Origin of the sequence: Allorhizobium ampelinum S4 (assembly GCF_000016285.1) — a bacterium.
Taxonomy (GTDB): domain Bacteria; phylum Pseudomonadota; class Alphaproteobacteria; order Rhizobiales; family Rhizobiaceae; genus Allorhizobium; species Allorhizobium ampelinum.
In genome coordinates, this window is record NC_011986.1 from 31,979 (window position 1) to 47,524 (window position 15,546).

At 55.4% G+C, this 15,546-nt stretch carries 17 protein-coding genes and 1 other annotated feature; of the genes, 6 read left to right on the top strand and 11 right to left on the bottom strand.

The features are described 5' to 3' along the window. The first annotated feature begins 64 nt into the window (after positions 1-64). Both AVI_RS28660 and AVI_RS30215 read left to right on the top strand, forming a co-directional pair. Positions 65-1,296, top strand: a protein-coding gene (locus tag AVI_RS28660; protein WP_085946666.1) for an IS3 family transposase whose coding sequence is annotated in 2 segments (ribosomal slippage) — positions 65-356 and positions 356-1,296 — 1,233 coding nt in all. Because the reading frame shifts where the segments join, the coding sequence is not laid out codon by codon here. After that, positions 349-465: a sequence feature (AL1L pseudoknot), on the top strand. Its footprint overlaps the gene before it by 117 nt. A 247-nt stretch (positions 1,297-1,543) precedes the next feature. Beyond that, positions 1,544-1,924 (top strand): hypothetical protein, encoded by a 381-nt coding sequence (locus tag AVI_RS30215; RefSeq protein ID WP_234689410.1) that lies wholly within the window; start codon positions 1,544-1,546, stop codon positions 1,922-1,924. On the opposite strand, the gene AVI_RS28665 is transcribed toward AVI_RS30215, so the two are convergent. The 4 genes from AVI_RS28665 to AVI_RS30220 all read right to left on the bottom strand — a co-directional run bounded on the left by AVI_RS28665 (position 1,843) and on the right by AVI_RS30220 (position 4,473). After that, positions 1,843-3,192: an adenylate/guanylate cyclase domain-containing protein gene (locus AVI_RS28665; RefSeq protein ID WP_012653038.1), complete on the bottom strand. Its 1,350-nt coding sequence runs from the start codon at positions 3,190-3,192 to the stop codon at positions 1,843-1,845. The genes AVI_RS30215 and AVI_RS28665 overlap by 82 nt on opposite strands. An 85-nt stretch (positions 3,193-3,277) precedes the next feature. Beyond that, entirely contained in the window at positions 3,278-3,562 is a 285-nt protein-coding gene (locus AVI_RS28670) for a copper-binding protein (RefSeq protein ID WP_012653039.1), read from the bottom strand. A 22-nt stretch (positions 3,563-3,584) separates the two neighbouring features. Next, positions 3,585-4,064 carry a cupredoxin domain-containing protein gene (locus AVI_RS28675; protein ID WP_012653040.1) on the bottom strand — a complete coding sequence of 160 codons (480 nt, stop codon included), beginning with the start codon at positions 4,062-4,064 and terminating at the stop codon, positions 3,585-3,587. A 139-nt stretch (positions 4,065-4,203) separates the two neighbouring features. After that, entirely contained in the window at positions 4,204-4,473 is a 270-nt protein-coding gene (locus tag AVI_RS30220) for a hypothetical protein (RefSeq protein ID WP_012653041.1), read from the bottom strand. Positions 4,474-4,665: 192 nt separating this feature from the next. Between AVI_RS30220 and AVI_RS28680 the strand changes: the two genes are divergently transcribed. Together AVI_RS28680 and AVI_RS28685 are read left to right on the top strand one after the other, a co-directional pair. Further along, the gene (locus AVI_RS28680) at positions 4,666-5,343 is read left to right on the top strand and encodes a response regulator (RefSeq protein ID WP_012653042.1); all 678 of its coding nucleotides are present in this window, start codon (positions 4,666-4,668) and stop codon (positions 5,341-5,343) included. Continuing rightward, positions 5,330-6,703 (top strand): sensor histidine kinase, encoded by a 1,374-nt coding sequence (locus AVI_RS28685; protein ID WP_012653043.1) that lies wholly within the window; start codon positions 5,330-5,332, stop codon positions 6,701-6,703. The genes AVI_RS28680 and AVI_RS28685 overlap by 14 nt, the downstream gene beginning before the upstream one ends. Positions 6,704-6,820: 117 nt before the next feature. Here the strand turns inward: AVI_RS28685 and AVI_RS28690 are convergent, their stop codons facing one another. The 6 genes from AVI_RS28690 to AVI_RS28710 are packed head-to-tail and all read right to left on the bottom strand — an operon-like array spanning position 6,821 to position 11,163. After that, positions 6,821-7,105 carry a copper-binding protein gene (locus AVI_RS28690; protein WP_012653044.1) on the bottom strand — a complete coding sequence of 95 codons (285 nt, stop codon included), beginning with the start codon at positions 7,103-7,105 and terminating at the stop codon, positions 6,821-6,823. Positions 7,106-7,127: 22 nt separating this feature from the next. Next, positions 7,128-7,607, bottom strand: coding sequence for a cupredoxin domain-containing protein (locus tag AVI_RS28695; RefSeq protein ID WP_012653045.1), 480 nt, complete (start codon positions 7,605-7,607; stop codon positions 7,128-7,130). Positions 7,608-7,639: 32 nt separating this feature from the next. Beyond that, positions 7,640-8,989: a multicopper oxidase family protein gene (locus AVI_RS28700; protein WP_012653046.1), complete on the bottom strand. Its 1,350-nt coding sequence runs from the start codon at positions 8,987-8,989 to the stop codon at positions 7,640-7,642. 13 nt (positions 8,990-9,002) lie between these two features. Then, entirely contained in the window at positions 9,003-10,463 is a 1,461-nt protein-coding gene (locus tag AVI_RS28705; protein WP_012653047.1) for a TolC family protein, read from the bottom strand. Further along, positions 10,460-10,729, bottom strand: coding sequence for a hypothetical protein (locus tag AVI_RS30225; RefSeq protein ID WP_012653048.1), 270 nt, complete (start codon positions 10,727-10,729; stop codon positions 10,460-10,462). The genes AVI_RS28705 and AVI_RS30225 overlap by 4 nt, the downstream gene beginning before the upstream one ends. 47 nt (positions 10,730-10,776) lie before the next feature. Beyond that, positions 10,777-11,163, bottom strand: coding sequence for a hypothetical protein (locus AVI_RS28710; protein ID WP_012653049.1), 387 nt, complete (start codon positions 11,161-11,163; stop codon positions 10,777-10,779). Between the two features lie 634 nt (positions 11,164-11,797). On the opposite strand from AVI_RS28710, the gene AVI_RS28715 reads away from it, so the two are divergent. Further along, positions 11,798-12,226 carry a DUF305 domain-containing protein gene (locus AVI_RS28715; protein WP_012653051.1) on the top strand — a complete coding sequence of 143 codons (429 nt, stop codon included), beginning with the start codon at positions 11,798-11,800 and terminating at the stop codon, positions 12,224-12,226. Between the two features lie 15 nt (positions 12,227-12,241). Beyond that, the gene (locus tag AVI_RS31680) at positions 12,242-12,574 is read left to right on the top strand and encodes a four-helix bundle copper-binding protein (RefSeq protein WP_041700177.1); all 333 of its coding nucleotides are present in this window, start codon (positions 12,242-12,244) and stop codon (positions 12,572-12,574) included. 98 nt (positions 12,575-12,672) lie between these two features. Here the strand turns inward: AVI_RS31680 and AVI_RS28725 are convergent, their stop codons facing one another. Beyond that, positions 12,673-14,886 (bottom strand): copper-transporting P-type ATPase, encoded by a 2,214-nt coding sequence (locus AVI_RS28725; RefSeq protein ID WP_012653053.1) that lies wholly within the window; start codon positions 14,884-14,886, stop codon positions 12,673-12,675. Positions 14,887-15,546: the final 660 nt, after the last annotated feature.

The following is a 15,546-nucleotide window of genomic DNA, read 5'->3' on the forward strand; positions in this document are numbered from 1 at the left end:
TGAATATGCGGCAGTGAACCGCCCCGGCTTTGCCGGAGACCCCAACTCGTGAGAAGTAGGGTCTATGACAAGCAAGACGACGAATAAATTCTCTCCTGAAGTTCGTGCCCGCGCCGTTCGGATGGTGACGGAGCATGAAGCCGAACATCCCTCCCGCTGGGCGGCGGTATCATCGATAGCGGCCAAGATCGGTTGCTCGGCGCATACCCTCCATGAATGGGTGAAGAAGGCCGAGGTCGACAGCGGCAAGCGTGCAGGTTTGCCGAGTGACGTGGCGGAGAAGATGAAGGCTCTGGAGCGGGAGAACCGCGAGCTTCGTCAGGCGAATGAGATTTTACGCAAAGCCTCGGCGTATTTTGCCCAGGCGGAGCTCGACCGCCCACTGAAGCGATGATTTCCTTCATTGACGAACACCGCTCGGTGCTCGGGGTCGAGCCGATCTGCAGGCTGCTGCCGATTGCCCCGTCCACCTATTATGAGGTCGTCGCCAAGCGCACGGACGTGGGTCGCCTATCGGCCCGCGAACGGAATGATATTGCCATGAAAGTCGAGATACGCCGGGTGTTCAACGAGAACTTCCAGGTCTATGGCGTGCGGAAAGTGTGGCGACAGTTGCAGCGAGAAGGCTTCGATATTGCTCGCTGCACCGTCGCAAGGCTCATGAGAATGATGGGTCTTCAAGGCATCATTCGTGGCAAGCCCATCAAAACCACCGTATCGGACAAGTCTGCCCCGTGTCCGCTCGACCGCGTCAACCGCCACTTCAAGGCTCCCGCGCCGAACATGCTCTGGCTTTCCGATTTCACCTATGTCGCGACCTGGCAGGGCTTCGTCTACGTGGCCTTTGTAATCGATGCCTTCGCCCGCCGTATCGTTGGCTGGCGGGCCAGTCGAACAGCGCACGCGGGATTCGTCCTCGATGCTCTCGACCAGGCACTCCATGATCGGCGGCCCGTCAAACGTGGCGGGCTGGTTCATCATTCCGACCGCGGCTCGCAATACGTGTCCATTCGCTATTCCGAACGACTGGCCGAGGCGGGCATCGACCCGTCTGTCGGAAGCGTTGGCGATAGTTACGACAATGCTCTCGCCGAAACGATCAACGGTCTTTACAAGGCCGAGGTCATCCATCGGCGAGGACCATGGCGCAACTTCGAAGCTGTGGAGTTCGCCACGCTCGAATGGGTCGACTGGTTCAACCACCGTCGCCTTCTGGAGCCCATCGGGAATATCCCGCCAGCCGAGGCCGAAGAACGATACTACGCCATACTGGACGCGCCAGCCATGGCCGCATAACTTAAACCAAACGGTCTCCGGCAAAGCCGGGGCGGTTCATACAGATATTCAAATGCATCCTGTGTTTGAACTGCCCCACGAAGAAATATCAGCGATAAAGGCAATGTGTAGAAAGATGATCCTCGGCATTAAGCAGCGAATGATTGACATCAAACAAAGCTACTTGATTGATGGACATGATTAGAAACTTCATCGTCGGGGTCTCATTTTAACACGTGACCGATCAGGGCAGAGGGGCATTGTCGAAATGAGCGACACGACGCAAAGCCGGAGCCTTCAGATCAGTCCGAACCACACGGTCGCCTTCTGGCGCGGCCTCGAACTGAATCTGAACAATCCGAAACAGGAGGACGCTTCGGTCATTCAGGCCCAGTCAGCAGAACGGCCACCATTTCATGTCTCGCACTTCCGGGACAATATTACAGTCAATCTGACTGTGACCTCGCTACTGACTTCGTTCGTCCGGGACTACGACTTCGATGTGACGATCGGCCTGACGGAATTTCATTGTGATAGCCCCGGCAAAGTCCTCGTCGGTGGTGTGGTTTACATTCCAACGAGCGGTATCCTTGGTCGCGACTGGAAAGAAGATCTTTTGAAATCGGTATGGATGTCCCCGGTTTCATAGCCCGCAGGCGATGCAAGATTGGCAGTGCGACGGATATAGGCAATGTTGACCGACGCCTTCCTGCCAGGGATACTGACGCCATTGGTGTACACCCAATCATTGGGCCCAAACATACCCGGGACTTCTTCGATTATGCGGTCCGAGACTACGAGTGGCGATTTCAAAAGGCTGGCCAGAGACTCCAGGCGTTGGGCGACATTGACGGCGTCACCGATCACGGTGAACTCGTCATGGAAACCGCTTTCAAGTACGCCGCCGAGAACCGTACCGTAGTGCAAGCCGATACCCGCATACAAACGGGGGCCGCCCTTCTCGATTTTCTTACCGCCCCATTCTTCGAGCGCCTCGGTCAAAGTCAACGCGCAGGCCAATGCCCGCCGCGCGTCGTCCGCCTTTGGCTTCGGCTGCCCAAACACAGCCATCACCCCATCGCCGATGAACTTGTCCACAGTCCCGCCATAGGCGAACACAGCGCCGGCGACGATGTGTCGATACTCACCGAGGACGCAGGCGAGCTCGCGTGAGGAAGCGGTTTCCGCATAGGACGTGAAGTCCCGGATATCGACAAACATGATCGCCGCGTCCCGCCGCTCGAGGTCAAGGCTGGCACTTGCAGTCTGAAGATCGGCGACGACCGTCGGCGAGAAGAAGCGTGACAGGTTCATGCGCTTTTCCTCGATTCTCAAGGCCTGCCTGACAGTGCGGTCGTGATCGCGCGCCAGCAGATATACCGCCATCGCGGTAAACGCGAAACTCACCGTAAGGCCGAGGTCCTGGTTGAAGAAGTTGGCCAATAGTGTTCCGGGCGAGCTGTCGTGATGACGGAACGCCATGATGGCAAGCATAAGGACCCATGCCGACACCACGATCGTCGAAAACACGACGATCAACCAGCGATCGAGCTTCAGGCCCACGTGGTTCAAAAGAATGAATGACACGACCAGGCTCGATGTCGTGAGGTTATGATCTTGGGTAATTGGGTTTGCCAGAATGTGTTCATAGAGAATGACCACGACCAAGGCGGCGTCGAGCATCACGAACAGCTGGCCGAGGTGTTTTTGTCTGGGGAAATAGACAGCTGCCGCGACGGATGCAACGCTGACGATCAGATACACCGAATTGACGATGACATGGGTGGTAAAGCTCGCGAGGCCGTCACCGAACACGAGGTTGGCGAATAGGATCGAAAGCACCACGAACCGCAGCGAAGCTGACCTTATTTCCCGCGTGGCTGCACTGTTGCCCAACGGCGATGATTTTTTATCCATGATCCAAGCCAGCATGATCGAGAATTTTCGATCCGGAGAATGAGGTCGGACGGGCCGAGCGTTTGGAAGGCTCGGCCCGATCGCTTTACTTGATTTCCGTGACCGTTAGCTTGCCCTCGACGCGCTCGGCGACGAACTCGATGCTTGCGCCTTCCTTGAGCTTCTCAAGCATTGCATCGTCCTTGACGCGGAACACCATGGTCATCGCCGGCATTTCCAGGTCCTTCAGTTCCTCATGGATGAGGGTGACCTTCTTCGCCTTGGCATCGACCTTCTTGACCGTGCCCTTAGTGAATTCGGCAGCGAAGACCCCGGAAGCCATCGTGAGCGCGAGCACCGCCGCAGAAGTGAGTTTGATGAATGAGGTCATGTCGATTTCTCCTTGTATCGGGTTACTTCTTGGCAACGGTGACGTCGCCGTGCATTCCGGCGTCGTAGTGGCCGGGAACGAGGCAAGCGATCTTGAAGGTGCCATCGTTGGTGAACTTCCAGATGATCTCGCCGGACTTTCCGGCAGCCAGGCGGATGGCATTCGGATCGTCATGTTCCATATCCGGGGACTTCTCCATCACGGCCTTGTGCTCCATAACCTTCTCTTCCTGATCGAGAACGAACTCGTGATCCAACTCGCCAGCATTCTTAATCGCGAACACAACCGTCTGGCCCTTGCGAACCTTGAAAGTATTTGGCGTGAAAATCATCTTGCCGTCGGCTGTCTCTTTCATGGAGACACGGATGGTCTGGGTGGCCTCTGCCTTCTTGCCGGGTTCACCGACAGCCATAGCCGCGTTGTGCCCACCTTCGTGGGTGCCGGAGGCGAGGGCGGAAGTGGCGAGGAATGCAGTAAAAACTACTGTAAGTAACGTTTTCATTGATTTATCCTGATGGGGGGTCGGAGAGTGCGAAGCCGATATTGATCCGCATGTCTTTTCACGAATAAGGGTTACTTGCGTTTGTTTATTCACAAGTTCTGAACGGACTGGATAAATCAACTTCGAAGAACCGAGTGTATCACCTGCGGTTGTTCTTGACGGACTCCGCCCTCGGATCAATGATTGTGACCGTACCATAACGGGTGTTCGTACGTTCTACCTTACCGCTAGCCAGAACGCGGACGCTGACATCAGGATTGGATACAGACGATGCTGTATCGCCGGGTGTTCCATGTCCCTGAATGATACTGGCTATTGGTGAAGCCGTCTTATCAAGTTTGGTGTAAGCGAAAGCTGTCGGGGTAATAGCCATCACAGCCACTACAGATATGACGATTTGTTTGATCATGACTAAAATCCTTATTTAGCACTGCGAACTGCAGCAACAAAAGGATAGAAGGTCTGTTTTTCAGTCACCTGTCTCGTGATATACAAATTTGTAATCCGTTCGCCAATAATCTGCCGTAAGAAAGCCCCAATCACATCGCGTTGACTGCAGGGTGTAAGGCACTGTGCCAAAAGAAAAAGATTGACGGGTGGCATGAAGATACTGGTCATCGAAGACGACCAAACGACGAGAAAATACCTTGTGAAGGGCTTAAGTTCCGCTGGGCATTCGATAGACTGCATTGGGGATGGTCGTGAGGGGCTCTCAGCAGGCTTGGACACGCGCTATGATATTCTAATTGTTGATCGGATGATTCCCGGCCTCGACGGCTTAAACCTTGTCAAAAGTTTGCGTGCAGCATCAGTGCGTACCCCTGTCTTGTTTCTGACGGCAATGAGTGGCGTGGATGATAGGGTGGAGGGTCTTGAAGCCGGGGGTGACGATTACCTCGTTAAGCCGTTCGCGTTTTCGGAATTAGTCGCTCGTATAAACGCCCTCGTTCGGCGCCCCCCGATTGCCGCTGAGAAGACCAAGCTGCGGGTCGGCGACCTTGAAATGGATCTCGTCGCTAGGACTACTTCACGTGCCGGACAACTCATTGAACTATTGCCGCGAGAGTTTTCACTGCTTGAATTACTGATGAGGAACGAGGGACGAGTACTCACAAAAACGATGTTTCTTGAAAAAATATGGAACTTTAATTTTGATCCTCAAAGCTCAGTCGTCGAGACGCACATCAGCCGGCTCCGGGCAAAAATAGATAAGCCTTTCAGCACATCACTTTTGCATACCGTCAAAAACACTGGATACACGTTGCATGCTCGCGGGTAGTTTTCTCAAGAGTACCGCCGTCAGGCTCGCTATTATCTACATTTCACTTTTTGTTTCTGCGTACCTGATTGCGAACATTGTAGCTTATCAAATGGTTGTTAAATTTTTGGACGACCGACTGAATTCTAACGTCATGGAACGGTATCGCGAGATCGCGTCAGCCTACGAGGCGCGCGGTCTAAATGGGGCCGTTCAGATGATTGAAAGTCATGGTCCCGCTGTTAGGGGTGAAGAGACCGTGTATACGTTGCGAGGTGCGACAGACGACCTGGTTGCCGGAAACGCCAAATTTTCGGATGTGCCAATTGGCCTTTCGACTTTTCGATCTAACAGCCAATACGAAAGTGCACCACACTACAAATTATTCCGGGGACCGCTGGGAGAGTATGACCTGGTTGTCGGAATTAGCTACGGCGACACGGACCAACTGGCTCGAATCGTCCTGATAAGTTTTGGATGGGCGACGGCAATAATCTTGGGCGTTGGAATGACCGGAGCTTCGATTTTTGCTCATCGAACTCGTAGGCGCATTTTCGTTCTTTCTACCATTGCGCATGAAATCGGGCATGGCGATCTCTTCAAGCGCCTTCCGATTTCCTCTCGTATGGATGAAATTGATGTCCTTTCCACCGAAGTCAACGTCGCATTGACACGGCTTGAGTCAAGCGTGATCACGTTGAAGCAGGTTACGACTGACGTTGCACATGACTTAAAAACGCCAATTGCGCGTACGTTTCTGATTCTTGAGGACTCACTGCAATCCGATGTTCCTGGTGATATGAAGAGCGGTATTGAGATCGCTCTCGTGGAACTGAAGTCTACGTCTGAAACATTTGACGCTGTTCTTCGGATTGCGCAGATTGAGTCGCGCAGTCGAACTACCAATTTCAGGGTTTTCAATCTGAAATCATTGGTTCACGATATTTATGAGGTTTACGAAGCTATAGCCGTGGATGCGGGTTACGACCTCACGCTTGCCGACAGCATTTCCGACTCTTGGATCGAAGGCGATCCAGATTTGGTTAGACAGTTGTTGGCCAATTTGCTTGCTAACGCCATGCGCCACACCCAAGCTGGCTCTAATATCGTTTTATCACTTTCCTACAACGACGATACCATTTATCTGAGCGTTTCCGACAACGGTCCAGGAATTCCTCGTGACGAACGTGAGAGAGTTTTTGATCGCTTTTATAGGCTTGAGAAGAGTAGGACGACGGCCGGGTCCGGATTGGGTCTCACGTTGGTCAAAGCTATTGTGGGTCTTCACGGGGCGACTATTGAGCTGCTTGACAACGATCCCGGCCTGTCTGTTGTTGTGGGTTTCCCCCAGGTGAAGAGGGAAGATCAGCAGGCGCATTAAAATCCACCAGCTTTTTGCACGGGACGCTAGTAGACGTCAGCAGGTGCATCAACCGAATTGACGATCACCAGGCGAATCTGAACGGGCCGAGCGTTTGGAAGGCTCGGCCCGATCGCGTTATTTGATTTCTGTGACCGTTAGCTTGCCCTCGACGCGCTCGGCGACGAACTCGATGCTTGCGCCCTCCTTGAGCTTCCCGAGCATTGCGTCGTCCTTGACGCGGAACACCATGGTCATGGCCGGCATTTCCAGGTCCTTCAGTTCCTCGTGGATGAGAGTGACCTTTTTCGCCTTGGCATCGACCTTCTTGACCGTGCCCTTGGTGAATTCGGCAGCGAAAACCGTGGAAGCCATTGTGAGCGCAAGTACCGTCGCAGAGGCGAGCTTGATGAATGAAGTCATGTCTGTATCTCCTTGTAGTGGGTTACTTCTTGGCAACGGTAACGTCGCCGTGCATCCCGGCGTCGTAGTGGCCAGGAACGAGACAGGCGATCTTGAAGGTGCCGTCGTTGGTGAACTTCCAGATGATCTCGCCGGACTTTCCGGCAGCCAGGCGGATGGCATTAGGATCGTCATGTTCCATATCCGGGAACTTCTCCATCACGGCCTTGTGCTCCATGACTTTTTCTTCCTGGTCGAGGACAAACTCGTGATCCAGTTCACCAGCATTCTTAATCGCGAATACGACCGTCTGGCCCTTGCGGACCTTGAAAGTGTTTGGCGTGAAAATCATCTTGCCGTCGTCCGTCTCCTTCATGGAGACACGGATGGTCTGGGTGGCCTCTGCCTTCTTGCCGGGTTCACCGACGGCCATAGCCCCGTTGTGCCCACCTTCGTGGGTGCCGGAGGCGAGGGCGGAAGTGGCGAGCGCTCCCAGAAACAGTGTGATCATTACAGTTTTCATACTCTTGTCCTTTGGTTGGTTGGGAGACAGGATCAGCCGTGTTTCACTGGTTTTGGCGTGATCTGGGTTTTTGCGTCTTTGGCCTTGGTCGTATCGGGCAGTTCGCCAGTCCATTCCCAAGCCTGCGTACCGGGCGGGTTTTCGTACCAGCCGGGATCGGTGTAATCGTCGGCAGCGATACCCTCGCGGACCTTCACGACGGAGAACATTCCGCCCATCTCGATGGGACCGTGCTTTCCCCATCCCGTCATCATCGGGACAGTGTTCTCCGGTATCTCCATCTCCATTTCGCCCATATCGGCCATCCCAGCTGTACCCATGGGCATGTATTCCGGGCGGATTTTCCTGATTTTCTCCGTGACCGTTTTCTTATCGACGCCGATGAAGGTCGGAACGTCATGTCCCATGGCATTCATCGTGTGGTGCGACTTGTGGCAATGGATTGCCCAGTCACCGAGGTATTTGGCGTCAAACTCGTAGGCACGCATCGCGCCGACGGGTATGTCGATGCTGACCTCGGGCCAGCGGGCCTCGGGCCTGACCCAACCGCCATCCGTGCAGGTAACCTCAAAATCGTAACCGTGCATGTGGATCGGGTGATTGGTCATGGTCAGATTGCCGACACGGACGCGCACGCGGTCGTCCTTGGAGACGACGAGCGGACTGATGCCGGGGAAGATGCGGCTATTCCAGGCCCAGAGGTTGAAGTCCGTCATTTCCATGATGCGCGGAACGTAAGTTCCGGGATCGATGTCGTAGGCGCTGAGCAGGAACACGAAGTCACGGTCCACCGGCATGAACGTCTCGTCCTTGGGGTGAATGACGAAAAATCCCATCATGCCCATCGCCATCTGGACCATTTCGTCCGAATGCGGGTGGTACATGAAAGTGCCGGATTTTACGAGGTCGAACTCGTAGACGAAGGTCTTGCCGACGGGGATGTGGGGTTGCGACAGACCGCCGACGCCGTCCATGCCAGACGGCAGGATCATGCCATGCCAATGGACGGTTGTATGTTCCGGCAACTTGTTGGTGACGAAGATGCGGACCCGATCGCCTTCGACAGCTTCGATCGTCGGCCCTGGAGACTGGCCGTTGTAGCCCCAGAGATGCGCTGTCATCCCCTCGGCCATTTCACGCTCCACCGGTTCGGCGACCAGGTGGAACTCCTTGACGCCGTTGTTCATGCGGTGAGGCAGTGTCCAGCCATTCAGCGTCACGACCGGGGTATAGTTGGGTCCTGACGATGGTCTGACTGGCGTCTGTGTTTCGGCATTTTCCATGAGCGCGGCTTCCGGCAGGCCCATGTTTGACGTTTTTGCCCACGCCGCAGTCGAAACGAGCGCCGCGCCTGCACCGAGCATTTGTCTTCTGTTAAACATTGTCTTGTCCTTTTCAGTGACCGCCGCCGCTTTCGGCGGCCGCTGCAACCTCGGTCTCACCACCTGCTGCACCCGCGCCGCCGCCATAGATGGCAGGTGCGAGATTGGCTTCGGCCAACCAGAAATCGCGTTTTGCATTGACGGCGAGGAGGACCGAATTGACCTTTTCCCGGCTGTCGGCGAGCAGTTCGAACGTGTTGGAAATCATGCCATTGTAGGTGAGGAGGGATTCCTCTTCGATCTTGCTGCGCAACGGCACGACACTGTTGCGGTAGTGCCTGGCGATGTCGTAGTTCGACCGATAGGCCTGATAGGCGGACCTTGCTTCAGACCGGACGTTGACTGCCTTTTCCGCGAGCAGGTTTGCCGTCCGCATGTAGGCCAGTTCGCCCTTCCTCATACGCGCTTTGCCGCTGTCGAAGATTGGAATCACGAATTCCAGTTCGACATTGCCGGTCGTGTCCTTTTTCTTTTCACCGTCCTCCAATTCGCGTTCCGTCTCGAACCCGGACAGGATTTCGAGATCGGTGACGTAGCGTGTCGCTTCCGTCAGCTTGTAGGATTTTGCGGTGGTATTGAGGTCGAGCTTGGCCATCTGCAGGTCCACCCGACGTTGCAAAGCCTCGGCTTCGATAAGGTCTCGCTTGACAAGACTCTTGGGAAGCTGCGGCAGTCGATTGGGAATCTGATAGTCGATGTCCGAGCCCCAAAGTCCCATGAGACGTGTCAGCTCTTCCTTTGCAAGACGGGCTTCAAGCCTTGCCTTGGCGGTCTGGCCTGCCAGTTCAGCATAAAAGACATGCTCGCGGGCCTGGCCTCCCTTCGTCATGGAGCCTGTTTCGCCAAGTTTCTTCGCGAGTTCCGACGCTGCGTCGGCGGCGGCTTGTGCCTGGCTGAGCTGGGCGACCGTTTCCCAGGAGGCAACGGCAGTTATCCATGCGCGACGGGTCTCCGCCGCCAACTGAAGTGTCCGAACGGCAGCAGCGAGCTGTGCCTTGCGGAACCCGGCATCGGCGATTTCGACGTTCCGCTTGTGGGTGGCGAGTGCGAGGATGTTGGTGGCGATCACACCTTCGATGGCTCTATAAGCTTCGAGACCGGGTGTGCCGATCCCCGTCAGGCCGATACCGACCGTCGGGTTTACGAGCATCGTGGACTGCCATGCATCCGCCGAAGAGTCTCCAAGATCGGCGTAGGCCGCCTGCAGACCCTTGTTGTTGAGAAGGGCTATCTGCACCGCCGTCTCGACGTCGACGGTCTTTTTGGTGAGGAGCGTCTTTACCCGGCCTGAGACCAACTGCGCGTCCTGGCGATTCTGCACCCAAACGGTGTCCTTTCCCGTCGCCTCGGCCGTTTTGTTTGAAACGTTAGAAAACCCGGCGGTTGTCGCAGAGTATTCCGTCGATGATACGCATCCACCGAGAATGAGCGGCAGTGCAACAGTCGCAGCGCATTTAAAAGTGAAAAGGCTCATGACGCGTCTCCTTCCGGAGCTTGCGCGTCATTCTGATTTCGCCATGGTTTGGGATCGACCGGGATCCGGTGCGTGTAGCCCGAAACAGGGCTGGAGTAAGTCACCGGGCGAACGCCGGCTGTAGAGTCGGCAACTTCGCTCGAAGCGATGACTTCAGGAGGCAACGTGGCAGCGCAACCGCTCGCGAAAAGCGGTAAGGCAACCACCAGAATTTTGAGGTTCATGGTGTAATCCGAATAGGAGGTGTCAGCGGCGCAACGAGCCATTTGCCCGTAGACGCACGTTCAGACCCGCAAGGGCGGGTTGAGCCTATTCAGATGTTCGGTGGGCGATGCAAAGGAACGAGTTCGCCGATGACGTCGCTGTCGTTCATGAAAGCATGGATGGACGAAACGACGGGGCCATTCCAAGTGTCTATGTTTGCTATGATCGCAATACTGACACAGAAGTCTTTGCAGCACTCCTGCTTTACCACTTTTGACGAATCCTCGTCCGCAGACACTTGATCGTGATGGTCGTGTTCGCTCATCTGAGCGCCAGCATACTCCATGCTTTCCGACATTACCATCGGAGCATCGGATGCCCGCCCGTGCATGGCTGCTGCGGCTGTGGACAGCGAGTATCCCGCCAGTGATACAATGATCACCAGTCTAATCAGAATCAGCAATTGCTTGCAGATGATTCGATACATCGAGCCCATTTCTCACAGCTACCTTCAATGGAGCCAAATTTCAACAACTCAAATATGTCAGGAAAATCGGAGTCGTATTTGTGACGACGAACTTTCGTCCGATTTGACGATAAGGGTTCCAACGCTGGCAAGGTCAAGAGCGGCAGTCGAACGAAATTGATTTGTAGTCGTTGTCGGGTGGCGCTTCACGGAACCGATGGCGAACCTGAGCGTTTCTCAGGGTCATTCACCGGAGCATCGCAGGAGCGTCACTTGCATGCCTAAGGGAAAATCTTCCATGTTCGGTCGCAGCATAAAAAAGAGAATGTGTCTAATTCTTGCGATACTTCTCATCTTGTCAAATATCCATGGAACGGCGCTGGCGGGTGGCGCATCTGCCGATCACTGCCCTTCAATCTCTTCATTGGCATCTAGCCACGATTCTAAAGGTTCTGTTGGACACGCTTGCTGCCCCACCATGATTTGCTGCCCAATCTTAGTCTCGGTGGACGTGCTTGGTGGTCCAGACAGACGGAGGGCTGTTGTATTCGTCGCGGTCGAACAACCAATCAGTTTGCTGTTTCTTCGTCCGGACTATCCGCCCCCAAAGCTTCTAAGCTGAGTTGCGAAGCGTACCAAATTGTATCCAATCAGGAGAACTAAAATGAAAACTATCGTAAGAATCTCGCTCGCCGCTGCATGCGCTTTGTCATTGCTCACTGTCATGCCCGCCATGTCGTTCGCAGAGATGGCCTATCCGGAAAAGTGTAAGTCCGAGATGGACATGTCAAAGATGGATATGAAGTCCGGTGACATGGGCATGGGCGACATGATGACCGACTATCAGAAGGCATCGATGGAAGGCATGAAGTCGATGCAGATGAACATGATGCAGGGCATGATGAAGAAGGACGCAGACGTTGCCTTCGTGTGCGGGATGATCGCCCATCACATGGGCGCGATCAGCATGTCCGAGGTCGAGCTGAAATATGGTGACAACGAATGGGCCAAAAAATCCGCACAGAAGATCATCGACGCGCAGACCAAGGAAATCGCCGAGATGACTGACTGGCTCGACAAGGAAGCGAAGTAGGAAGGAAGCATGACCATGCATCACATTTCAGATGAAATGAAAGTCTGCATCGACAATTGTCTCGCCTGCTATCGCGAGTGTTTATCGATGGCTATGGGGCACTGCTTGGAAATGGGCGGCGAACATACGGAGCCGAAGCATTTGAAGCTTATGATGGCCTGCGCGGAAATTTGCCGGACTTCGGCTCATTTCATGCTCCTGGGTTCAGAGCATCACAAGCACGTGTGCCGAGAATGCGCTGAGATTTGCGCTCAGTGCGCCGATGATTGTGAGCGCGTCGGGGACATGGAGTCGTGTGTAGCGACTTGCCGTCGCTGTGCGGACAGCTGCGCTAAAATGGCGGCCTGAAAGTTGGGGGAGAGCACTCTCACATGCTCTTCCCCAACACTTAGTTTATCAGGCGACAGCCTGCGACGCAGAAAGCAGCGTCCATTCTCGATCCCACCTCATATCCGCACACTCCTCAATCTCAAAGCATTGCCAATCACGCTTACCGACGAAAGCGCCATGGCAGCCGCTGCGATGATTGGGGACAGCAAAAGCCCGAACGAGGGATAGAGCAATCCGGCGGCAATCGGTACTCCAGCCGCGTTGTATATGAAGGCGAAAAACAGGTTCTGCCTGATATTGCTCATTGTCGCCTGGCTCAGTTCACGAGCCCGCACGATCCCCTGAAGGTCGCCCTTCAGCAGGGTTACGCCAGCACTCTCGATCGCGACATCGGTGCCGGTCCCCATGGCAATTCCGACGTCGGCCGCAGCCAGGGCGGGAGCGTCGTTCACACCGTCCCCCGCCATTGCGACGATCCGGCCTTCTTCTCGCAAACGCTTCACGATCTCGCTCTTGTCTTCCGGCAGGATTTCGGCTTCGACCTCGGTGATCCCAAGCTTGCGTGCGACTGCGGCGGCCGTCGTCTTGTTGTCGCCCGTCAGCATCACGACCCGGACCCCTGCCTTGAGCAACGCTTGGACTGCGTCGGGTGTCGTCGTCTTGATCGGATCGGCGATCGCTAAAAGGCCGCCGAGGTCGCCGTCTACCGCTACGAAAATGACTGTTGCGCCTTCTCCTCTCAGTGCCTCCGCCTGGCTGGTAAGAGCCGAGACATCGATATGAGCTTCCTCCATGATGCGGTGGCTGCCTATGATGAGCCTGCGTCCGTCGACACTTCCCGTAACCCCTTTGCCAACCGGGCTATCGAAATCTTCCGCGACGCCGAGAACCAACTGGCGCTCCGTCGCCGCGTTGACTATGGCAGTTGCCAGTGGATGCTCGCTCGCTCGTTCCAGCGTTGCCGCCAGGCGCAGCAGTTCGGGTTCTGTGAACCCATTTATCGCGGCCATGGACGTTACCTTGGGTTTACCCTCGGTCAGGGTTCCGGTCTTGTCGACGACCAACGTGTCGACTTTCTCGAAACGCTCCAGGGCTTCGGCATTCTTGATCAGGACACCAAGACCAGCACCCCGGCCAACGCCAACCATGATCGACATCGGCGTTGCAAGGCCCAACGCGCAGGGGCATGCGATGATGAGCACCGCGACCGCGGCGACAAGACCGTGGGCAAAGCGCGGTTCTGGACCCCAGATCATCCATGCTGCGAATGCGACGATGGCAATGCCGATCACCACGGGGACGAACCAGCCTGAGACTTCGTCGGCCAGGCGCTGGATGGGCGCTCGCGAGCGCTGGGCGTCCGCAACCATGCGGACGATCTGCGACAGCATGGTATCGCGGCCGACTTTTCCTGCCTCCATGACGAAGCCACCGGTCTGGTTCATCGTCCCGCCTATCAGCTTTGCACCGACCTCTTTGGTGACGGGCATCGATTCACCGGTGATCATCGATTCATCAACCGAACTGCGTCCTTCGATAAGGCTGCCATCGACCGGGACCTTTTCACCGGGGCGAACCCGAAGCCGATCCCCGACGACAACCATTTCCAGGTCGATGTCCTCGTCGACACCGTCGCGGACGCGGCGTGCCGTCTTGGGGGCAAGGTCAAGAAGTGCGCGGATGGCTCCACCGGTCTGTTCACGGGCTTGCAACTCCAGAACCTGTCCCAGCAACACCAGCACCGTGATGACGGCTGCAGCTTCGAAATAGATGGCGACTGAACCGTCTGCGGAGCGGAAAGTGGCGGGAAACAGACCAGGTGCAAGGGTTGCAACAACGCTGTAAGTCCACGCGACCCCGGTCCCCATTGCTATCAATGTGAACATGTTCAGGCGCATAGTGACGAGGGACTTCCATGCTCGCTCGAAGAATGGAAAGCCTGCCCATAGGACGACAGGTGTAGCCAGAACAAGCTGAATCCAATTCGAGGTCTGGGCACCAAGCACCATGTGAAGATTGGTGAGGTGTCCACCCATCTCCAGCATGAGGACGGGCACGGACAGAACGAGCCCGATCCAGAAACGGCGTTTCATGTCGAGATATTCGGCGCTTGGCCCGGTATCCGTTGTGACTGCTTCCGGTTCAAGAGTCATCCCACAGATAGGGCAGTTCCCGGGGCCAATTTGCTTTACCTGCGGATGCATAGGGCATGTGTAAATTACGCCCTCCGTCTGATACGTCACTGAACTCTTTTGGGCCACGAGCGTGGCCTGAGCACCGTGCCCTTGATGATGATTGTGGTGACTTTCATGGCTTTTTTGCTCGTCCATTAGATAGCTCCTTGTTGGTTCGTCTCCAGGACTTCGAAAGGAAACGCAGCACGGCGGCCTCGACAATCGCCACCGGAATGGTCGCCGTGCAGCTATGGCAGGCAACCGAAGGATCATACCGCCGTTGAGCGGAAGTGTTCAGAGAATGGATCAGGGAGGGCCGAGAACAGGTCGGTAGCTGAGACCTGTGATTAACTGCTGAGGATGGAGGGATCTCTGAGGGCCAGTACCTACATGAAAAACACCAGGATTCGTAGGCGGAAGGATGACGTTGCACAGGCTGCATACGCTTTTGCAACAGACCATCTGCTCGACATGGTGGCGATCATCTTGGCGAGCTTCTTCGCCCATGGACGTTTCGACATGTAGCGCTTGAGGTAAGTCGTTATCGCATAATTCGGAAGCAGCCTCGGCCATCGGCGCGACGAGGAACATAATTGCGACCAAAACGGCCAGCAATCCTCTCGCGTATCGTCGAATGGTTTGGCTTACGGCGATCATGATGTCGTTCGGTCCCTATCGTCGTACTCAAGCATAGTACCGTGGCGTGGCAAGAGTTGCGTTGATCCTGATCAAGCTCAAGGACGGTTTCAGACCCAGAAGGTTTGGCTCCGGTGTAACGGGATGGTCAAAAACAGGAGGAATAGCCTCCGGCAAAAT